The organism is Cellulomonas sp. Root485, from assembly GCF_001426705.1.
GTDB lineage: Bacteria > Actinomycetota > Actinomycetes > Actinomycetales > Cellulomonadaceae > Cellulomonas.
Genome location: NZ_LMFC01000006.1, coordinates 43,221 through 60,366 on the forward strand (window position 1 = coordinate 43,221; position 17,146 = coordinate 60,366).

Sequence of the window (17,146 nt, forward strand, 5' to 3'; positions counted from 1 at the left end):
AGGGCTGGACGGCGCCAAGGTTGGCACCCGAGTCTGTGTGGTGTCAATCGTTGTCGATAACGTTATCGAAACGAAGGTCTCAGGTAGATAACGTTATCGAAACTATGCTCTATGCTCCACAACGTGGACTCGACACCTCGCGTGAAGATGGAAGACGTCGCCCGGACGGCAGGCGTGTCTGTCGCGACGGTCTCCAAGGTCGTCAACGGGCGGTACGGCGTCGCCCAGGCCACGCTGACCCGCGTCCAGGAGGTCATCGACGAGCTCGGGTACGAGGCCAGCCTCGGCGCGCGGTCGCTGCGCAGCCACCGCACCAACGTGCTCGGCATCCTCGTGGCGGAGTTCGAGCCGTTCAGCACGGAGCTCCTCAAGGGGGCGTCCTCGGCCGTCGGCTCGACGGGTTACGAGCTGCTCGCCTACTCCGGTGGTGGCCGCGGCGCCGACGTCGGCTGGGAGCGGCGCTACCTGTCCCGGCTGTCCGGCACCTTGATCGACGGCGCCATCATCGTGACCCCGACGGTCGTCGAGGCAAACACCGGCGTGCACGTCGTGGCCGTCGACCCGCACACCGGCCCGACCGGCCTCCCGACCGTCGACTCCGACAACTACGCCGGCGCGGTGCTGGCCACCGAGCACCTCATCAGCCTGGGGCACCGCCGGATCGGCTTCCTGGGCGGACGCCTCGACCTCGAGTCCGCCCGGCTGCGTGAGGACGGGTTCCGCAAGGCGATGGACGCGGCCGGCCTCCCGGTCGACGAGTCCCTGGTCGCCGTCGGTGGGTACCGCCCCGAGACCGCGGACGCGCCTGCGCGCGCGCTGCTGGGGAACCCCGACCGGCCCACCGCCGTGTTCGCCGCGAACGACCTCTCGGCCATCCAGGTGATGGCGGTCGCGGTCGAGCTGGGCATGACGGTGCCGGACGACCTGTCGGTGATCGGGTTCGACAACGTGCCCGAGTCGGCGCTGGCCACTCCCCCGCTGACCACGATCAACCAGCCGCTGCAGGAGATGGGCGCTGCGGCGCTGCGCCTGCTGGTCGACCTGATCGAGGGCAAGGAACGGCCGACGCACCTGCGGCTCCCGACCGAGCTGGTGGTCCGCGCGTCCTGCGCCCCGCCGCGCCAGTGACCCTCGCTCGCCGTCCCCGCGGACAGGACACCTCACGTCAGATGCCGCGGTCGTAGCACCCCCGAACGTCGAAGGCCCCGGATCAACCTCCACTCCGATCCGGGGCCTTCGGCTTGCCTGTGCTCAGCTGTTGCTGCGCGCCTGCCACGTGCACACGCAGACCTCGTTGCCCTCGCCGTCGGCCAGCACCCAGAACGCGGGCGCGCGCTCGTCGCTGACCAGGTGGCCGCCCGCGGCGATCGCCGCCGCGACGCGCGCCTCCGCCTGGTCGTGCCCGACGATCACGTCGAAGTGGATCCGGTTGCGCTGGGGCCGGGGCGCGTCCATCTGCTGGAACCAGATGGACGGGCCGATCCCGGCGGGGTCGACGAGGTCGTCGTCGTTGCGGACGTCGTACCCGAAGACCGCCGCCCAGAACGGGCGGACCGCGGGGATGTCGAGGGCGTCGACGGCGATCTCGAGCATCCCGCTCAACGGGGCCGCGCCGGTCACCCCCAGCTCGTCGGCGAGGGCGGTCACCGTCGCGGCGAGGTCGACGTCGCGCTGGGTCAGGCCGCCGGCGTCGTGGCTGGAGGTGGTCACCGTGACCTGCCCCCAGCGCAGCACCACGTCCGGGTGGTGGTTCGCCTCGTCGGCCGCTGCCGCGATCCGCGAGACGAAGGCGGCCGCCGTGGTGAAGTCGGGCGTCGTGAACGTGGCGCGCAGCGACTGGAGCAGGACGCGCCAGTGCCGCTGGTCGACCGCAGCCGTGACGTCGGAGTGCCGAAGGAGGGTGGTGTCAGCCATGCCGACCACCCTGCCACCGGGCGGTCAGTGCTGCAGCGCCGCCTCGGCCTCGGAGTCGGCGCCCGCCCGGATGTGCCGCGTGACCCACGGGGCGAGGGCGAACATGCCCCCGGCGAAGGCGAGCGCGACGAGCCCGATGACCCCGAAGTAGGCGGCCGGGGCGACGTCCGGCGTCGACTGGATCACCTGCGCGGCGATGGCATTGCCGGCTGACGGCGCCAGGAACCAGAGCGCCATCGCCTGCCCGCGGTAGGCCTTCGGCGCCAGCAGGGTGGTCGCGGCCAGGCCGACGGGCGAGAGGCACAGCTCACCGACGGTCTGGATCACGTAGACGATGATCAGCACCCACGCCGACGTCTTCTCACCGTCGGCCAGCCACGACGCCCCGGCCAGGAACACGAAGCTCAGCGCGGCGAACGTCAGGCCGAGCGCGAACTTCACGGCGGTCGGCGGACGGTCGTCGAGCTTGATCCACAGCCACGCGAACACCGGCGCCAGCACGATGATCGCGGCCGGGTTGATCGACTGGAACAGCTCGGGCGAGACGGTCACGCCGAACAGCGTCAGGTCGGTGTTGTCCTGCGCGTAGGACGCCAGGGTGCTGGCGGCCTGCTCGAAGATCATCCAGAAGATCATGGCGGCGACGAAGAGCGGGATGTAGGCGCGCAGCCGGGTCCGCTCGTGGTCGTTCACCTTGCGCGACCGGAACATCACGACGAACGTCGCGACCGGCGCGGCGAACGCGAGGTAGGAGATCCCGTCGATGAACGACGTGAGGCCGAAGCCACCCTGGATCAGCGCGGCGAGGCCGAACGCGAGCACGACGCCGACGGCGACGACCACCAGCAGCCGGGCCACCGCCGGGCGCTCGTGGGGGGCCAGCGGGTTCGGCGGGACGTCGCCCGCTCCCCCGAGGTACTTGCGCCCGGCGACGAAGAAGACCAGGGCGATCGCCATCCCGATCGCCGCGACCGCGAAGCCCCAGTGGTAGCCGCCGACCGCCCGCGCCGCGCCGACCAGGAACGGCGCCGCCAGGGACCCGATGTTGATCCCCATGTAGAAGATCGAGAAGCCCGAGTCGCGGCGCGGGTCGTCCCGGTCGTACAGCTCGCCGACCATGCTCGACACGTTCGGCTTGAGCAGGCCGGTGCCGAGGGCCACCAGGACGATGCCGAGGAACGAGAACGACGCCTGCGGCACCGTGAGGAACAGGTGACCGGCGGCGATGATGATGCCGCCGTACAGGACCGACCGCCGTGCGCCGATGAACCGGTCCGCGAGCCAGCCACCGAGCACGGACAGCAGGTAGACCGAGGACCCGTAGACGGCGACGAGCGCCTCGCCGGACGTCTGCTCGATCCCGAGACCGCCGTTGGCCAGCGTGTCCGTCAGGTAGAAGAGCAGGATGGCGCGCATCCCGTAGTAGCTGAACCGCTCCCACAGCTCGGTGCCGAACAGCGTGAACAGGCCGAGGGGCTGGCCGAAGAAGGCGCGGTCCTTGGGCAGGGTGTCGCTCTTGCGGGCGCTCGGCTCGGTCCCCCCAGGGCCCCCCACCTGCGCGTCGGCTGCGCCGCTCATCTGCCCATCGTGGCCTCGCCGGTGGGTGCGCACCACCGGCAGCGGCCGGACGAGCGGCGAGCACGGTCCCCGGTTACCGTCGCCGGGTGCCCACGATCCACTGGTTCCGTCGCGACCTGCGGCTCGCGGACAACCCCGCACTGCTCGCCGCGATCGAGCAGGCGCGCGATGCCGACGACGAGGTCGTGCCGCTGTTCGTCGTCGACCCCGCACTGTGGCGCGCAGCGGGAACCCCGCGGCTGACCTACCTCACGCGCAGCCTGCGGGCGCTCGACGAGTCGCTCGGCGGACGGCTAGCGGTCCGGCACGGGCGGGCGTCCGACGTGGTGCCCGCGGTCGCGCGCGAGGTCGGCGCCCCGGCGGTGCACGTCACCGCGGCGACCGAACCCTACGGCCGGCGGCGCGACGACGCAGTCGAGCGCGCGCTCGACGTGCCGCTGGTCCGCACCGGCTCGCCGTACGCCGTCGCGCCCGGCCGGCTGACCACGCAGGGCGGTACACCGTTCCAGGTGTTCACCCCGTTCCGCGGCGCGTGGCTCGACCACGGCTGGTCCGCCCCGGCGCCCCGACCTCAGCGGGTCCCGTGGGCGGACGTGCGCTCCGACGGGATCCCCGACGAGCCCCTGACGGACGTGCGGCTCCCCCGGGCCGGTGAACGCGCCGCCCACGGGCGCTGGACCGAGTACCTGCACGACGGGCTCGCCGAGTACGCCAGCCTGCGCGACCGACCCGACCTCGACGGCACCTCGATGCTCTCGATCCCGCTGAAGTACGGCGAGCTGCACCCCCGCACGCTGCTGGCCGACCTGGCGGAGGCGCCGTTCGACGTCTCCACGTTCCGGTCCGAGCTGGCGTGGCGCGAGTTCCACGCCGACGTCCTGTGGCACCACCCCGGCGCGACGCAGCGGTCGCTGCGCACCGTCGTGCCGGAGGACTCGTGGGACACCGGGAGCGCCGCCTTCGAGGCCTGGGCGGGCGGGCGGACCGGCTACCCCTTCGTCGACGCCGGCATGCGCCAGCTGCGCGCGCTGGGCTGGATGCACAACCGCGTCCGCATGGTCGTGGCGTCGTTCCTGGTCAAGGACCTGCACGTGCGCTGGCAGCGCGGAGCGGCGCACTTCCTCGACTGGCTCGTCGACGGGGACATCTCCCAGAACCAGCTGAACTGGCAGTGGGTGGCCGGCACCGGGCGGGACGCGGCGCCGTACTTCCGCGTGTTCAACCCCGTGTCGCAGGGCGAGAAGTTCGACCCCGACGGCTCCTACGTGCGGCAGTGGGTGCCGGAGCTGCGCGGCATCGCCGGGCGTGCCGTGCACCAGCCGTGGAAGCTGGGGCTGGAGGCACCCGAGGACTACCCCCCGCCGATCGTCGACCACGCGGTCGAGCGCAAGGTCGCCCTCGACGACTTCCACCGCGGCCGCGGCTAGCCGGCGTCGAACCTGCTCAGCACCGTCGCGTCGAAGCGGGTCATCGCGGAGATCCGCCCGCCGTCCAGGGTGAGGACGAGGAGACCCGTGCCGCGGCGGGACCCGTCGGACGCCCGCAGGTACGTCACGAACGCCGGCTGCCCGTTGGCGCACGTCGCGACGAGCTCGAACCGGCGGCCCCCGCCCAGGATGCCCGCGCAGAAGCGGGCGGCGAGCTCCCGGCCGACGTACTCGTACGGCATCGGTGGCATCGAGATGAACACGTCGTCGGTGAGCAGGGCCACCAGCGCGACCACGTCGGCCGACTCGTACGCACTCACGAACCGGGCGACGAGCGCGTCGTCGCCGGGGGTGGTGGTGCCCGACGGTCGGGCCTCCCGCAGACCGGCCCGCGCTCGCTTCAGGGCGCTCGTCACCGAGTCGACGCTGGTGTCGAGCATGTCGGCCACCTCGCGCGCGGGGAACCCCAGGACGTCGCGCAGGAGAAGGACTGCCACCTGGCGGTGCGGCAGGACCTGGAGCGCCGTGACGAAGGCCAGCGAGATCGACTCGGTGCGCTCGTAGCGCGCCTCGGGGCCCGGACCGACGAGGGCGTCGGGGAACGGCTCCAGCCACACGACCTCCCCGAGCCGGCTGGGCTCGACCAGGTCCACCCCGGGCACGTCCCACGCCTGGGGTGGCCGGCGGGCGGCCGCGCGACGCGCGTTGAGGCACCGGTTGGTGGCGATCCGGTACAGCCAGGTGCGCAGGGACGACCGCCCCTCGAAGGAGTCGAGACCCTGCCACGCCGCCAGGAGCACGTCCTGCAGGACGTCCTCGGCATCCTGCAGCGACCCGAGCATCCGGTAGCAGTGCACCAGGAGCTCCCGCCGGTACGGCGCCGTCAGCTCACTGAAGGCTGTGTCCTCGTCCACCTGCGTCATGCGACCTCCCTCGTCCCACCCTGGCGTACAGACACCGGACGGTGCACGAACTGGGCGCCCAGTTCCGCTGCGTCGCGGTGTCTACCTGGTCGGTTGCCGTCGCAGGGACGGCGCACCGACAGGAAGAGGATCACCATGTTGCTGCAGGACAAGGTCGCCGTGGTCTACGGGGGCGCGGGCTCCATCGGCAGCGCGCTCGCCCGGGCGTTCGCGGCCGAGGGCGCGACGGTCCACGTCACGGGACGCGACAAGGCGGCGGTCGACGTCGTCACCGACAAGATCGTCGCGGAGGGCTTCACCGCCGAGGCGGCGCAGGTCGACGCGCTCGACGAGCGGGCTGTCGACGAGCACCTGCGGCACGTGGTGGACACCTCGGGCCGCGTCGACATCTCGGTGAACGCCATCGGCATCCCCGACGGGGACATCCTGGGGCTGCCGCTCGTCGAGCTCGACGCCGCACAGTTCGCGCTCCCCCTCGCCACGTACACGACGTCGTACTTCCTCACGGCCCGGCTGGCGGCCCGGCGGATGATCCCCGCCGGGTCGGGGGTGATCATGACCGTCACCGCCCTGCACTCGCGGACCGGGCTTCCCCTGGTCGGCGGCTACGGCCCCGCGCAGGCCGCCAAGGAGGCGCTCACGCGGGACCTGTCCGCCGAGCTGGCCCCGCACGGCATCCGCGTGGTCGGCCTGCGCCCCCAGGCCATGCCGGACACGCGCACGATCCGGCGGGCCTACGAGCCGCGCGCCGCCGCGTCCGGGCTGACCTGGGAGCAGTGGCAGGAGATGCTCGCCGCCCGGACGCACCCGCGCCGCCTGATGCGGCTCGAGGAGATGACGGACGCCGCTGTCTTCCTCGCGTCGGACCGGGCGAGCGGGATGACCGGGACGACCCTCAACCTGACGTTGGGCAGCCTGGACGACTGAGCCGGAGCTCTACTCGCGGCGGCGTCTCGCCCGTTGCCAGGAGAGGCTGGTCAGGACGACGACGACCGACATCGACAGCGCCGTCAGCGTCCGACCGAGCGGCCAGCCGTTGTCGGCTGCTGCGAGCGTCTGGCCGACGAACAGCAGCACCGTGGCGGCGACGACCGCCGGCCACACCCACCGGGGAGCGTCGTCGATCACGGTGCTGCCGGGGGGTGTCGCGCGGTCGTCGGGTGCCATCGGTGCTGCCGTTCGTCGTCGTGGGAGGCGACCATTCTCGCCGACGGATCGGGTGGTGCTAGACCGTCACCAGCCGGTCGTGGTCGGCGGACGCCTCCTCGATCGCTGCCTGCGAGGCGGCCCCCGTGTCGCGGAAGTGGCCGACGGTCGCCAGCAGCAGGCCGAGGAGCGCCCACGACGCCAGCGCGACCCACAGCTGCGTGGTGTCGGCCTGCGGGAAGTACGTCTCGTCGCGCAGGAGAGCGGCGGCGGCGCCCGGGGGCATCCACTGGCCGATCGCACCCCACGGCGCGGGCAGCATCTGCCAGGGCTGGGCGGCGGACGCGATCGGGTTCGCGATGAGCAGGAACAGCACCGGACCGATCGCGATGCCGGGCCGACCGACGATGGACACGACACCGACGATCACACCGCCGATCGCGAGGATCGCCAGGCCGATGATGCCCGCGTTGACCCAGTACGAGCCGGCGAGCGCGCCGAACCAGCCCTGCAGCACCCCGGCGACCGCGAGCCCGCCGAGCGCCGAGTAGGCGGTGACCGCGGTGACCCGGCGCCAGACCCCGACGACCGTGACCGAGATGGCGATGCCACCGATCATCCCGCCGATGACCAGGGGGAACGTCACGGCCCCGAGGATGGCGCCACGCTCGTCGCCGGGCAGCAGCGGGGCGACCTCGGTCACCGGGACGGGGACGCCCAGCTGCGCCTGCAGCACGGGCGCGAGGGCCGTGAGCTGCTGCGCGACGAGCGGGCTGCCGCCGGAGGCGACGACGACCTCGGGCTGGTCCCCCAGGACCAGGGCCCCGTAGGCCTCGCGCGTCTCGACGAGGTCGAGGGCGGCGGCGCGGTCGGCGGCGGGGAGCACCTCGAACGCACCCGGCGCGCGCTCGTCGAGGCCCTGCGCGACGGGCGCGACCGCGGCGGCCGGACCGGCGACGGCGACGGGCAGGTCGCGCGGCTCGGAGGTGACCGCCGGCCAGAGGAAGGCGAGCACGAGGACGGTGAGGACGCCGACGAGCCCGGCGCCCAGGCCGAGCAGGTGGCGCCACGGGGTGTGCAGCATGACGAGATCCTTTCTAAACCGAACGTTCGTTCTTGTAGGTCCAGCGAACCCCCGACACGCCATGCTTGTCAAGAACGATCATTCGTTTTTATAGTGCGGGGTGCCCAAGGTCACCGAGGAGTACCGCGTCGCCCGCCGCGACGAGATCGCCGACGCCGCCCTGCGCGCCTTCCGCCGCAAGGGCTTCCAGGCCACGTCGATGGCGGAGATCATCGCCGAGTCCGGCCTGTCCGCCGGCGCGATCTACGGGCACTACGCCAGCAAGGACGCGATCATCGTCGACGTCGCGTCCCGCGTCGTCGGCAACCGGATCCTCGACGTCGAGCGCCTCGCGCGCACCGAGCCGCTGGCCCCGCCGCCCACCCTCCCCCGCGTCCTGATCGGCGGCATGCTCCGCGCGATCGGCAACCCGGCGATCATGCTGCAGCTGTGGGGCGAGGGCGTCACCGAGCCACAGGTGCGGGCCGTCGCCCACGACGTGATCGTGCGGCTGCGCAGCGCGCTGATCGAGTACACGTCCCTGTGGCACCAACGCACGCACGGCACCCCGCCCGAGGAGGCCGACGTGCTCGCCGCCGAGCAGGCGCCGCTGCTCATCTCCGCCGTGCAGGGGTTCGTCGTCCAGTCGGCGCTCGCGCCCGACTTCGACGCCGAGGCCTACCTGAAGGCTGTGGAGAAGTACCTACCGCGGTAGATCAGCTAGTCCAGCTGGCTCGCGCGGTACTCGTCCTCGAGCAGGCCCATGATGATCGCGTCGCAGTACCCGTCACCGTCCCGGTAGGCGTCGCGCTTACGGCCCTCGACCCGGAAGCCGAGGTTCTCGTAGAGGGACTTCGCGCGGGCGTTGATGCTCAGCACGTCCAGCTCGACGCGATGCAGCGCGAGGCCGTCGAACGCGAGGCCGAGGATCAGCTGGATCGCCTCCGTGCCGTACCCGCGCCCGCGGTAGCCCGGACGCATCGCGAGCCGCAGGTTGGCGGACCGGACGACCTCGTCGATCTCGTTGAGGACGATCTCGCCCAGGTACTCGTCGGACCCGTTCGCGGTCACCGCCAGGTCGATCCGGCCCTCGACCGACGAGATCGTCGCGCACCAGTCGTCGATCTGCTGGCGCGTGAACACCTGCGTCGTACCGGTGAGCCGGTTGCCGTCGGCGTCGTTGACCGACTCCCACAGCGCGTCCGCGTCGCTCGCCCGGAGGGGTCGGAGCACGATCATCTCGCCCTGGAGCGTGGGCTTCTCCATCGGTGCCTCCTCGTCCCCTCATCGACCAGAGGCGAACGCTACGGCTCGGGTGTACCAGGGACGTTACCGGCGGATCACGGCCGGTAGCGGGCGCCCCGCCGCTGAGCGGGGCGCCTCGCCGGTCACGCCTTGATGCGCTCCAGCAGCAGCTCACGGACGCGGCCGGCGTCCGCCTGCCCGCGGGTGGCCTTCATGACCGCACCGATGATCGCGCCGACCGGGCCGAGGTTGCCGGACCGGATCTTCTCCGCGATGTCCGGCTGGGCCGCGAGCGCGGCGTCGATCGCCTCGAGCAGGGGGCCGTCGTCGGACACGACCTCCAGGCCGCGCGCGACGAGGACCGTCTCGGGGTCGCCCTCGCCGGCCAGCACGCCCTCGAGGACCTGCCGGGCCAGCTTGTCGTTGATGCGGCCGTCGTCGACCAGCTTCTGCAGCTGCCCGATCTGCGTCGGCGTCACCGGCAGCTCGGCCAGCTCGACCTCCTGCTGCTTGGCGGTGCGGGCCAGCTCGCCCATCCACCACTTGCGCGCGGCGGCCGGGCTGGCCCCGGCGGCGATCGTGGTCTCGATGAGCTCGACGGCACCGGCGTTCACGACGTCGCGCATCTCGGCGTCGGCGTACTCCCACTCCGTCTGCAGCCGTCGGCGTCGCGCCGCGGGCAGCTCGGGCAGGCTCGCGCGGATCTCCTCGACCCACGCGCGGTCCGGGGCGATCGGGACCAGGTCGGGCTCCGGGAAGTACCGGTAGTCCTCCGCGTCCGACTTGACGCGGCCCGCGGCGGTCGTGCCGGTGTCCTCGTGCCAGTGGCGCGTCTCCTGGATGATCGCGATGCCGTCGTCGAGGACGCCCGCCTGGCGGCTGACCTCGTAGCGCACGGCCCGCTCGACCGACCGGAACGAGTTCACGTTCTTCGTCTCCGTGCGGGTGCCCAGCGGCGACTCGGGCGTCGGGCGGATCGACACGTTCACGTCGGCACGCACGTTGCCGCGCTCCATCCGGGCCTCGGAGACCTCCAGCGCCCGGAACAGGTCGCGCAGCGTCTGCACGTACGCGCGGGCCACCTCGGGCGCCCGGGCGCCGGCACCGGTGATCGGCTTGGTGACGATCTCCACCAGCGGGATGCCCGCGCGGTTGTAGTCGACCAGCGAGTACTCGGCGCCGTGGATCCGACCGCCGGAGCCGCCGACGTGCGTGTTCTTGCCGGCGTCCTCCTCCATGTGCGCGCGCTCGATCTCGACGCGGAAGATGCTCCCGTCGTCCAGCTCGACGTCGACCCAGCCCTCGTAGGCGATGGGCTCGTCGTACTGCGACGTCTGGAAGTTCTTGGGCACGTCCGGGTAGAAGTAGTTCTTCCGGGCGAACCGGCACGTCTCCGCGATCGAGCAGTTCAGCGCGAGGCCGATGCGGATCGCGTACTCCACCGCCACCCCGTTGACGACGGGCAGCGACCCGGGCAGGCCCAGCGAGACGGGCGTGACCGAGGTGTTCGGCTCCTCGCCGAACCCGGCCGGCGCACCGTCGAACATCTTGGTCTTGGTGCCCAGCTCGACGTGCACCTCGATGCCGATGACCGTGTCGTAGCGCGCGACCGCGTCGTCGTAGTCGACCAAGGTGCTCATCGTCCGACCTCCAGCTCAGGAGCCTTGAGCAGCAGCGGCCCGCCCCACTCGTTCTCCAACAGGGCCTCGAGCGCGGCACCGACGCGGTACAGGCGGTCGTCGGCCTTGGCCGGGGCCAGGACCTGGAACCCGACGGGCAGGCCGTCGTCGGACAGGCCGCTCGGCAGCGACAGCCCCGGCACGCCCGCGAGGTTGGCGGGGATGGTCGCGACGTCGTTGAGGTACATCGCCAGCGGGTCGTCGAGCTTCTCACCGAGCTTGAACGCCGTGGTCGGCGCCGTCGGGGAGACCAGCACGTCGGCCTGCTCGAACGCGGCGGTGAAGTCGCGCTGGATGAGCGTGCGGACCTTCTGCGCGGAGCCGTAGTAGGCGTCGTAGTAGCCGGCGGACAGGGCGTAGGTGCCCAGGATGATCCGGCGCTTGACCTCGTCGCCGAAGCCCTGGCCGCGCGTGGCGGACATGACGCGCTCGGCGGTCGGGTTGTCCTCGGGCACGACGCGCAGGCCGAAGCGCATGCCGTCGAACTTGGCGAGGTTGCTCGACGCCTCCGCGGGGAGGATCAGGTAGTACGCCGCGAGCGCGTACGTGAAGTGCGGGCAGGAGACCTCGACGATCTGGGCACCCGCACCACGCAGCAGCTCCAGCGACTCCTCGAACCGCGCGAGCACGCCCGGCTGGTAGCCCTCGCCCTGCAGCTCACGGATGACGCCGACGCGCACGCCGGTCAGGTCCGCCTGGGCGCCCTGCTGGGCGGCTGCGACGAGCGCGGGCAGCGGCTCGTCGATGGACGTGGAGTCGCGCGGGTCGTGGCCGCCGATGAGCTCGTGCAGCAGCGCGGAGTCGAGGACCGTGCGCGTGACAGGGCCGGCCTGGTCGAGCGACGACGCGAGCGCGATGAGCCCGTAGCGGGACACCCCGCCGTAGGTGGGCTTGACGCCGACCGTCCCGGTGACGGCCGCGGGCTGGCGGATCGAGCCGCCCGTGTCCGTGCCGATCGCCAGCGGCGCCTCGTACGCGGCGACCGCCGCGGCGGACCCGCCGCCGGAGCCGCCGGGGATGCGGTCGAGGTCCCACGGGTTGTGGGTGTTGCCGTACGCGGAGTGCTCCGTGGACGACCCCATGGCGAACTCGTCCATGTTGGTCTTGCCCAGGATCGGCAGGCCCGCGGCCTTGATCCGCTCGACCAGCGTCGCGTCGTACGGCGGGATCCAGCCCTGGAGGATCTTCGATCCCGCGGTCGTCTCCAGGCCCTTGGTGACCACGACGTCCTTGACGGCGATCGGCACCCCGGCAAGCGCGTGCAGCGACTCCCCGCCAGCGCGACGGGCGTCGACGTCGGCGGCGGTCGCCAGGGCAGCATCGCCGCTGACCTGCAGGAACGCGTGGATCGCGCCGTCGACGTCGGCGATCCGGTCGAGGTGCGCCTGCGTCGCCTCGACGCTGGACACCTCCTTCGCCGAGAGCTTCTCCGCGAGCGCGGCGGCGGAGAGGCGGGTGAGGTCGGTCATGCGTCCTCCCCCAGGATCTGCGGGACCGCGAACTTGCCGTCGATGTGCTCGGGCGCCGCCGCGAGCACGAGCTCGCGGTCGACCGGCTCCACGGGCACGTCGGGGCGGAACACGTTGGTCAGCGGCAGGGGGTGGCTGGTGGCCGGCACGTCGGGCGTGGCGATCTCGCTCACGCGGGCGACCGACTCGACGATGACGTCGAGCTCGCCCGCGAGGCGGTCGAGCTCTGCCTCGGTGAGGTCGATCCGTGCCAGGCCCGCCACGCGCGCGACCTCGTCGCGAGAGAGGGTGGACATGGGTCGGAGTCTAGACGTCCGGGCATGGCTGCCTACGCTGAGAACCATGGCGACGAGTCCCGACGACATGCGGGCCGCGGTCACCGCCAGCATGGCGGACCGCACCGGGCGGTCGCTCGACGAGTGGGCGACCCTGGTGCACGACACCAGCGGTGTGGACCCGCTGGACCAGAACGCCGTGCGGCGCTGGCTCAAGGACGTGCACGGCGTCCCGCAGAACACGCGGTGGACGATCGCGTTCGAGGTCGCGGAACGGGCCGGGTGGGAGCGCCCCGACGTCGACGGCTACGTCCTGGCCCAGTACTCGGGCCGCAAGGCGGGGCTGCGACCGATCTACGACGCGCTCGAGGCCGCGCTGCTGGGCCTCGGCGACGATGTCCGTCGGGAGGGTCGGTCGACGTACGTGCCGTTCGTCCGCGCCCGGCAGTTCGCCGCGGTGGCCGCGACGACGGCCACCCGTGTCGACGTCGGGCTCCGGTTCGTCGACCCGCCCACCCACCCGGCGCTCGTCCCCGCGACGTCGCCCGGCTCCGCGACGCACAAGGTCGGCGTCACCGCGGTGTCGCAGGTCGGCGACCTGGTGCCGCTGCTGCGCGCCGCGTACGAGCAGAACGGCGGCTGAGGCGGCACCTCCCGGTGTGTGCTCCCCCGCTGAGGCCCGTCCGGTAAGTACGCTTTGCCGAGACTGGTGGTGCTGGCCGGCCCTGCCCCCGGGTCGATCCGCCGCCCTGTCCCGACCGTGCTGCCCGCAAGAACGCGCTCCCCCCCGACCGCGCCCGCGCCCACCGACGACGCCCTGCGAGGACCCTCATGCCGCCGAAGATCAAGACCGCCCTCATCTGGATCATCGCGATCTTCCTCGTGTACGCCATCGTCACGAGCCCGGACCGCGCCGCCGACGCCGTGCAGGCCGTCTGGGACATCATCGTCAGCGCGTTCTCGAGCTTCGCCCGGTTCTTCGAGAACCTCACCGAGTGACGATGGCGACCGTCGAGCAGACACTCGCGGGGCACCGGACGCTCCGGAAGTACGTGCTGCCCGGCGAGCGGGTCGTGCTGACCCGTCGGTCCCACTGGGGCAAGCTCGCGGAGCCCACGCTGAGCACGTTCGTCGGCTTCGTGGTCGTCGCGTGGCTGGTCGAGGTGGCCGCCACGGCCGTCGGCAAGAACTCCGAGTTGCTGTGGTGGCTGTGGGTCGCGGTGCTGGTGCGGCTCGTGTGGAAGGTGCTCGACTGGCGCAACGAGTGGTTCGTCGCCACCGACAAGCGCATGCTGCTGCTCTACGGCCTCGTCACCAAGAAGGTCTCGATGATGCCGCTGGTCAAGGTCACCGACATGCGGTACTCCCGGTCCATCACCGGCCGCGTGCTCGGCTACGGCGAGTTCCTCATGGAGTCCGCCGGCCAGGACCAGGCGCTGAGCCGGATCTCCTGGGTGGCCAACCCCGACTCCACCTACCGCGAGCTGTGCGCGATCATCTTCACGCCCACGCAGGTGGTGCCCGCGACCCAGAGCCGACCGCCGTCGGTCGCCGTCCGCCGCCCGGCGCCGGCCCCCGTGGTCGGGACCGACCGAGGCGTCGCGTGGCCGCCCCTCCACGAGGTGCGCCCGGACGACACCCAGCCGATCAGCATCCCGCCGCGGGGGCCCGCCGGCGACGACGACGGGCCGGGGTGGGCCGTGTCGGGTGAGCGCGGCACATTCGTGCCCGTCCAGGAGCCCGACCGCTACGACGACTGATCAGACCCGGTCCACTGCCGCACTGACCAGCGCCAGCAGCGCCTGGCCGTAGGCATCGGCCGCGTCGTCGGCGGTGAACACCCGCTCCGGCTGACCGGAGAGCTCGACGAGCACCTGGTACTGCCCGTCGGTCGACCGCGCCAGGCTCCGGAACGTCCGGCCGAGCAGCTCGCGGAGCTGGTCCTCGCGCGGCAGCCAGAGCGCGTCCTCCTGGGCGACCGAGTCGAGCGCCCACTCCGTCGTGCCGTTGAACCCGAGCACCGTGCCGGTCGGGTACTCGTGCGGCTCGACCACCATGTCCGAGATCGTGAACACCTGGTCGGCGAGCGTCCGGACCGCGAACCGGTCGCCCGGGCCCGGACGCCAGCGCAGGCCAGCGGAGTGGAGCTGCTCGGCACGGGAGACGCTGATCATCTGCCCAGTATCCGGCGACGCCTCGGTCAGCGCGTGCTGAATGCGGCGTCGAACGCCGCCGTCGGCGGGTCGAACGCGTTGCGCTTCACGAACTCCAGCGCCTCCGGGGCACCGAGCAGCCGGTCCATCCCGGCGTCCTCCCACTCGACCGAGATGGGCCCGTCGTAGCCGATGGAGTTGAGCGCCCGGAACGACGCCTCCCACGGCACGTCCCCGCGGCCGGTGGACACGAAGTCCCACCCGCGGCGCAGGTCCGCCCACGCGAGGTGCGATCCCAGGCGGCCGTTGCGACCGTTGCCGAGGCGGAGCTTCACGTCCTTGCAGTCCACGTGGTAGATCCGGTCGGCGAACTCGAGGATGAAGTCGACCGGGTCCAGCTGCTGCCAGATGAAGTGGCTGGGGTCCCAGTTCAGGCCGAACGCCTCGCGGTGGCCGATGGCCTCCAGCGTCCGCACGGTCGTCCAGTAGTCGTACGCGATCTCGCTGGGGTGGACCTCGTGCGCGAACCGCACACCGACCTCGTCGAACACGTCGAGGATCGGGTTCCACCGGTCGGCGAAGTCCTGGTAGCCGGCGTCGACGGCCTCCTGCGACACCGGCGGGAACATCGCGACGTACTTCCAGATGCTCGACCCGGTGAACCCGACGACCGTCTTCACACCCAGCTTCGCGGCGATCCGGGCGGTGTGCTTCATCTCCTCGGCCGCCCGCTGCCGGACGCCCTCGGGGTCGCCGTCACCCCAGACGACGTCCGGCAGGATGTCGCGGTGGCGCTGGTCGATGGGGTCGTCGCAGACGGCCTGGCCCTTGAGGTGGTTGGAGATCGCGTAGACCTTCAGGTTGTACTTCTCCAGCAGGGCGAGCTTGCCGGCGACGTACTCCTCGTCGTCCCAGCGCCACGGGTCCAGGTGGTCCCCCCAGCAGGCGATCTCCAGTCCGTCGTAGCCCCACCCGGCGGCGAGCCGCGCGACCTCCTCGAAGGGCAGGTCGGCCCACTGGCCGGTGAACAGCGTGATCGGTCGGGCCATGGTCAGCTCTCCTTCTGCACAGGGGTCCAGGTGCTGTCGTTCGCGGCAGACTGCTCGACCGCGGCGAGCACGCGCTGCACGACGAGCCCGTCGGCGAAGCTGGGCACGGGCTGCCGCTGCTCCGCGATCGCCGTGATGAGGTCCACCGCCTGGTGCGTGAACGCGTGCTCGTACCCGAGCCCGTGACCCGGGGGCCACCAGGCTGCGACGTAGGCGTGCTCGGGCTCGGTGACGACGATCCGCCGGAAGCCCGCCTCGGGTGCGGGCTGGGTCGCGTCGAAGTAGTGCAGGACGTTCATGTCCTCGAAGTCGAACGCGAGCGACCCGTGCGACCCGTTGATCTCCAGGCGGATCGCGTTCTTGCGGCCCCACGCGAACCGGGTGGCCTCGAACGTCGCCAGCCCCCCGCCGGACATCCGGCCGAGGAAGATGGCGGCGTCGTCCACCGTCACCGGGCCCGTCTCTGCGCCGGCGATACCGTGCAGACCGCTGTGCTCCGAAGCGACCGGGCGCTCCTTCACGAAGGTCTCCAGCACCGCCGACACACCCGTGACCGACTCCCCCGTGACGAACTGCGCGAGGTCGACGATGTGCGCGCCGATGTCCCCGAGCGCACCCGACCCGGCCTTCTGCTTGTCCAGCCGCCACGACAGCGGCGCCTGCGGGTCGGCGATCCAGTCCTGCAGGTACTGCGCGCGCACGTGCCGGACCGTACCGATCCGACCGTCCGTCACCAGGGTGCGGGCCAGCTGGATCGCGGGGACGCGGCGGTACGTGAAGCCGACCATCGCCAGACCCGTGCTGGCCTCGGCCGCACGGACCATCGCCTCGGCCTCCTGCACGGAGTTGGCCAGCGGCTTCTCGCACAGCACGTGCTTGCCCGCCTCGAGCGCCGCGATCGCGATCTCGGCGTGCGTGTCCCCCGGGGTGCAGATGTCGACCAGGTCGATGTCGTCGCGGGAGACCAGCGCCTTCCAGTCGGTCTCCGCGCTGGACCAGCCCAGCTTGGTCGCCGCGGCGTTCACCGCGGCCTCGTCGCGACCCGCGACCGCGGCCATGTCGGGCCGCAGCGGGAGGTCGAAGAACCGGGGGGCGTTGCGCCAGGCCTGCGAGTGCGCGACGCCCATGAACGCGTACCCGACCATGCCGATGCCCAGGCGTGGGACTGCTTCTGTCACGGCTCCTCCTCGCGGCCCGTGCCCCGGGCGGGTTCCCTTGCGGAGAG

19 protein-coding genes are annotated in these 17,146 nt (G+C 72.1%); 7 read left to right on the forward strand and 12 right to left on the reverse strand.

All coding sequences use genetic code 11. The features are described from left to right. The first annotated feature begins 147 nt into the window (after positions 1–147). Positions 148–1,128 (forward strand): LacI family DNA-binding transcriptional regulator, encoded by a 981-nt coding sequence (locus ASD16_RS20970; RefSeq protein ID WP_200943026.1) that lies wholly within the window; start codon positions 148–150, stop codon positions 1,126–1,128. Positions 1,129–1,251: 123 nt separating this feature from the next. On the opposite strand, the gene ASD16_RS20975 is transcribed toward ASD16_RS20970, so the two are convergent. Together ASD16_RS20975 and ASD16_RS20980 are read right to left on the reverse strand one after the other, a co-directional pair. Continuing rightward, positions 1,252–1,914, reverse strand: a complete 663-nt coding sequence (locus ASD16_RS20975; RefSeq protein WP_055922873.1) for a 4a-hydroxytetrahydrobiopterin dehydratase — start codon at positions 1,912–1,914, stop codon at positions 1,252–1,254. 24 nt (positions 1,915–1,938) lie between these two features. Then, positions 1,939–3,492: a peptide MFS transporter gene (locus tag ASD16_RS20980; protein ID WP_055922701.1), complete on the reverse strand. Its 1,554-nt coding sequence runs from the start codon at positions 3,490–3,492 to the stop codon at positions 1,939–1,941. A gap of 86 nt (positions 3,493–3,578) precedes the next feature. Between ASD16_RS20980 and ASD16_RS20985 the strand changes: the two genes are divergently transcribed. After that, a complete protein-coding gene (locus ASD16_RS20985) occupies positions 3,579–4,919 on the forward strand; it encodes a deoxyribodipyrimidine photo-lyase (RefSeq protein ID WP_055922704.1) in 1,341 nt (446 codons plus the stop codon). On the opposite strand, the gene ASD16_RS20990 is transcribed toward ASD16_RS20985, so the two are convergent. Beyond that, complete coding sequence (locus tag ASD16_RS20990; RefSeq protein WP_055922707.1) at positions 4,916–5,842, reverse strand: RNA polymerase subunit sigma-70; 927 nt, start codon at positions 5,840–5,842, stop codon at positions 4,916–4,918. The two genes, ASD16_RS20985 and ASD16_RS20990, sit on opposite strands and share 4 nt — an antisense overlap. A 135-nt stretch (positions 5,843–5,977) precedes the next feature. On the opposite strand from ASD16_RS20990, the gene ASD16_RS20995 reads away from it, so the two are divergent. Continuing rightward, a complete protein-coding gene (locus tag ASD16_RS20995; protein WP_055922711.1) occupies positions 5,978–6,769 on the forward strand; it encodes an SDR family NAD(P)-dependent oxidoreductase in 792 nt (263 codons plus the stop codon). A 9-nt stretch (positions 6,770–6,778) separates the two neighbouring features. Here ASD16_RS20995 and ASD16_RS21000 read toward each other — a convergent pair whose 3' ends face one another. Together ASD16_RS21000 and ASD16_RS21005 are read right to left on the reverse strand one after the other, a co-directional pair. After that, positions 6,779–7,009, reverse strand: coding sequence for a hypothetical protein (locus ASD16_RS21000; protein ID WP_055922713.1), 231 nt, complete (start codon positions 7,007–7,009; stop codon positions 6,779–6,781). A gap of 58 nt (positions 7,010–7,067) precedes the next feature. Further along, a complete protein-coding gene (locus tag ASD16_RS21005) occupies positions 7,068–8,072 on the reverse strand; it encodes a hypothetical protein (RefSeq protein WP_055922716.1) in 1,005 nt (334 codons plus the stop codon). A gap of 100 nt (positions 8,073–8,172) precedes the next feature. Here ASD16_RS21005 and ASD16_RS21010 point away from each other — a divergent pair, with 100 nt between their 5' ends. Next, the gene (locus ASD16_RS21010; RefSeq protein ID WP_055922719.1) at positions 8,173–8,766 is read left to right on the forward strand and encodes a TetR/AcrR family transcriptional regulator; all 594 of its coding nucleotides are present in this window, start codon (positions 8,173–8,175) and stop codon (positions 8,764–8,766) included. 5 nt (positions 8,767–8,771) lie between these two features. Here ASD16_RS21010 and ASD16_RS21015 read toward each other — a convergent pair whose 3' ends face one another. The 4 genes from ASD16_RS21015 to gatC form a co-directional block, all read right to left on the reverse strand. Continuing rightward, the gene (locus tag ASD16_RS21015; RefSeq protein WP_055922722.1) at positions 8,772–9,317 is read right to left on the reverse strand and encodes a GNAT family N-acetyltransferase; all 546 of its coding nucleotides are present in this window, start codon (positions 9,315–9,317) and stop codon (positions 8,772–8,774) included. Between the two features lie 122 nt (positions 9,318–9,439). Next, the gene (gene gatB, locus ASD16_RS21020) at positions 9,440–10,936 is read right to left on the reverse strand and encodes an Asp-tRNA(Asn)/Glu-tRNA(Gln) amidotransferase subunit GatB (RefSeq protein ID WP_055922725.1); all 1,497 of its coding nucleotides are present in this window, start codon (positions 10,934–10,936) and stop codon (positions 9,440–9,442) included. Next, the gene (gatA, locus tag ASD16_RS21025) at positions 10,933–12,444 is read right to left on the reverse strand and encodes an Asp-tRNA(Asn)/Glu-tRNA(Gln) amidotransferase subunit GatA (RefSeq protein ID WP_055922728.1); all 1,512 of its coding nucleotides are present in this window, start codon (positions 12,442–12,444) and stop codon (positions 10,933–10,935) included. The genes gatB and gatA overlap by 4 nt, the downstream gene beginning before the upstream one ends. Continuing rightward, positions 12,441–12,740, reverse strand: coding sequence for an Asp-tRNA(Asn)/Glu-tRNA(Gln) amidotransferase subunit GatC (gatC, locus tag ASD16_RS21030; protein WP_055922732.1), 300 nt, complete (start codon positions 12,738–12,740; stop codon positions 12,441–12,443). The genes gatA and gatC overlap by 4 nt, the downstream gene beginning before the upstream one ends. A 46-nt stretch (positions 12,741–12,786) precedes the next feature. Here gatC and ASD16_RS21035 point away from each other — a divergent pair, with 46 nt between their 5' ends. From ASD16_RS21035 to ASD16_RS21040, 3 genes are all read left to right on the forward strand, one after another. Then, positions 12,787–13,362, forward strand: a complete 576-nt coding sequence (locus ASD16_RS21035; RefSeq protein WP_055922736.1) for a DUF5655 domain-containing protein — start codon at positions 12,787–12,789, stop codon at positions 13,360–13,362. A gap of 188 nt (positions 13,363–13,550) precedes the next feature. Then, positions 13,551–13,718: a hypothetical protein gene (locus ASD16_RS22115; RefSeq protein ID WP_200943025.1), complete on the forward strand. Its 168-nt coding sequence runs from the start codon at positions 13,551–13,553 to the stop codon at positions 13,716–13,718. A 2-nt stretch (positions 13,719–13,720) separates the two neighbouring features. Next, positions 13,721–14,479: a PH domain-containing protein gene (locus tag ASD16_RS21040; RefSeq protein ID WP_055922740.1), complete on the forward strand. Its 759-nt coding sequence runs from the start codon at positions 13,721–13,723 to the stop codon at positions 14,477–14,479. On the opposite strand, the gene ASD16_RS21045 is transcribed toward ASD16_RS21040, so the two are convergent. From ASD16_RS21045 to ASD16_RS21055, 3 genes are read right to left on the reverse strand one after another with little or no spacing between them, the layout of a single operon-like run. Beyond that, complete coding sequence (locus tag ASD16_RS21045) at positions 14,480–14,893, reverse strand: hypothetical protein (protein ID WP_055922743.1); 414 nt, start codon at positions 14,891–14,893, stop codon at positions 14,480–14,482. A gap of 26 nt (positions 14,894–14,919) precedes the next feature. Further along, complete coding sequence (locus ASD16_RS21050; protein ID WP_055922746.1) at positions 14,920–15,921, reverse strand: sugar phosphate isomerase/epimerase; 1,002 nt, start codon at positions 15,919–15,921, stop codon at positions 14,920–14,922. Between the two features lie 2 nt (positions 15,922–15,923). Continuing rightward, positions 15,924–17,066: a Gfo/Idh/MocA family protein gene (locus ASD16_RS21055; protein ID WP_055922748.1), complete on the reverse strand. Its 1,143-nt coding sequence runs from the start codon at positions 17,064–17,066 to the stop codon at positions 15,924–15,926. Positions 17,067–17,146 lie beyond the last annotated feature (80 nt).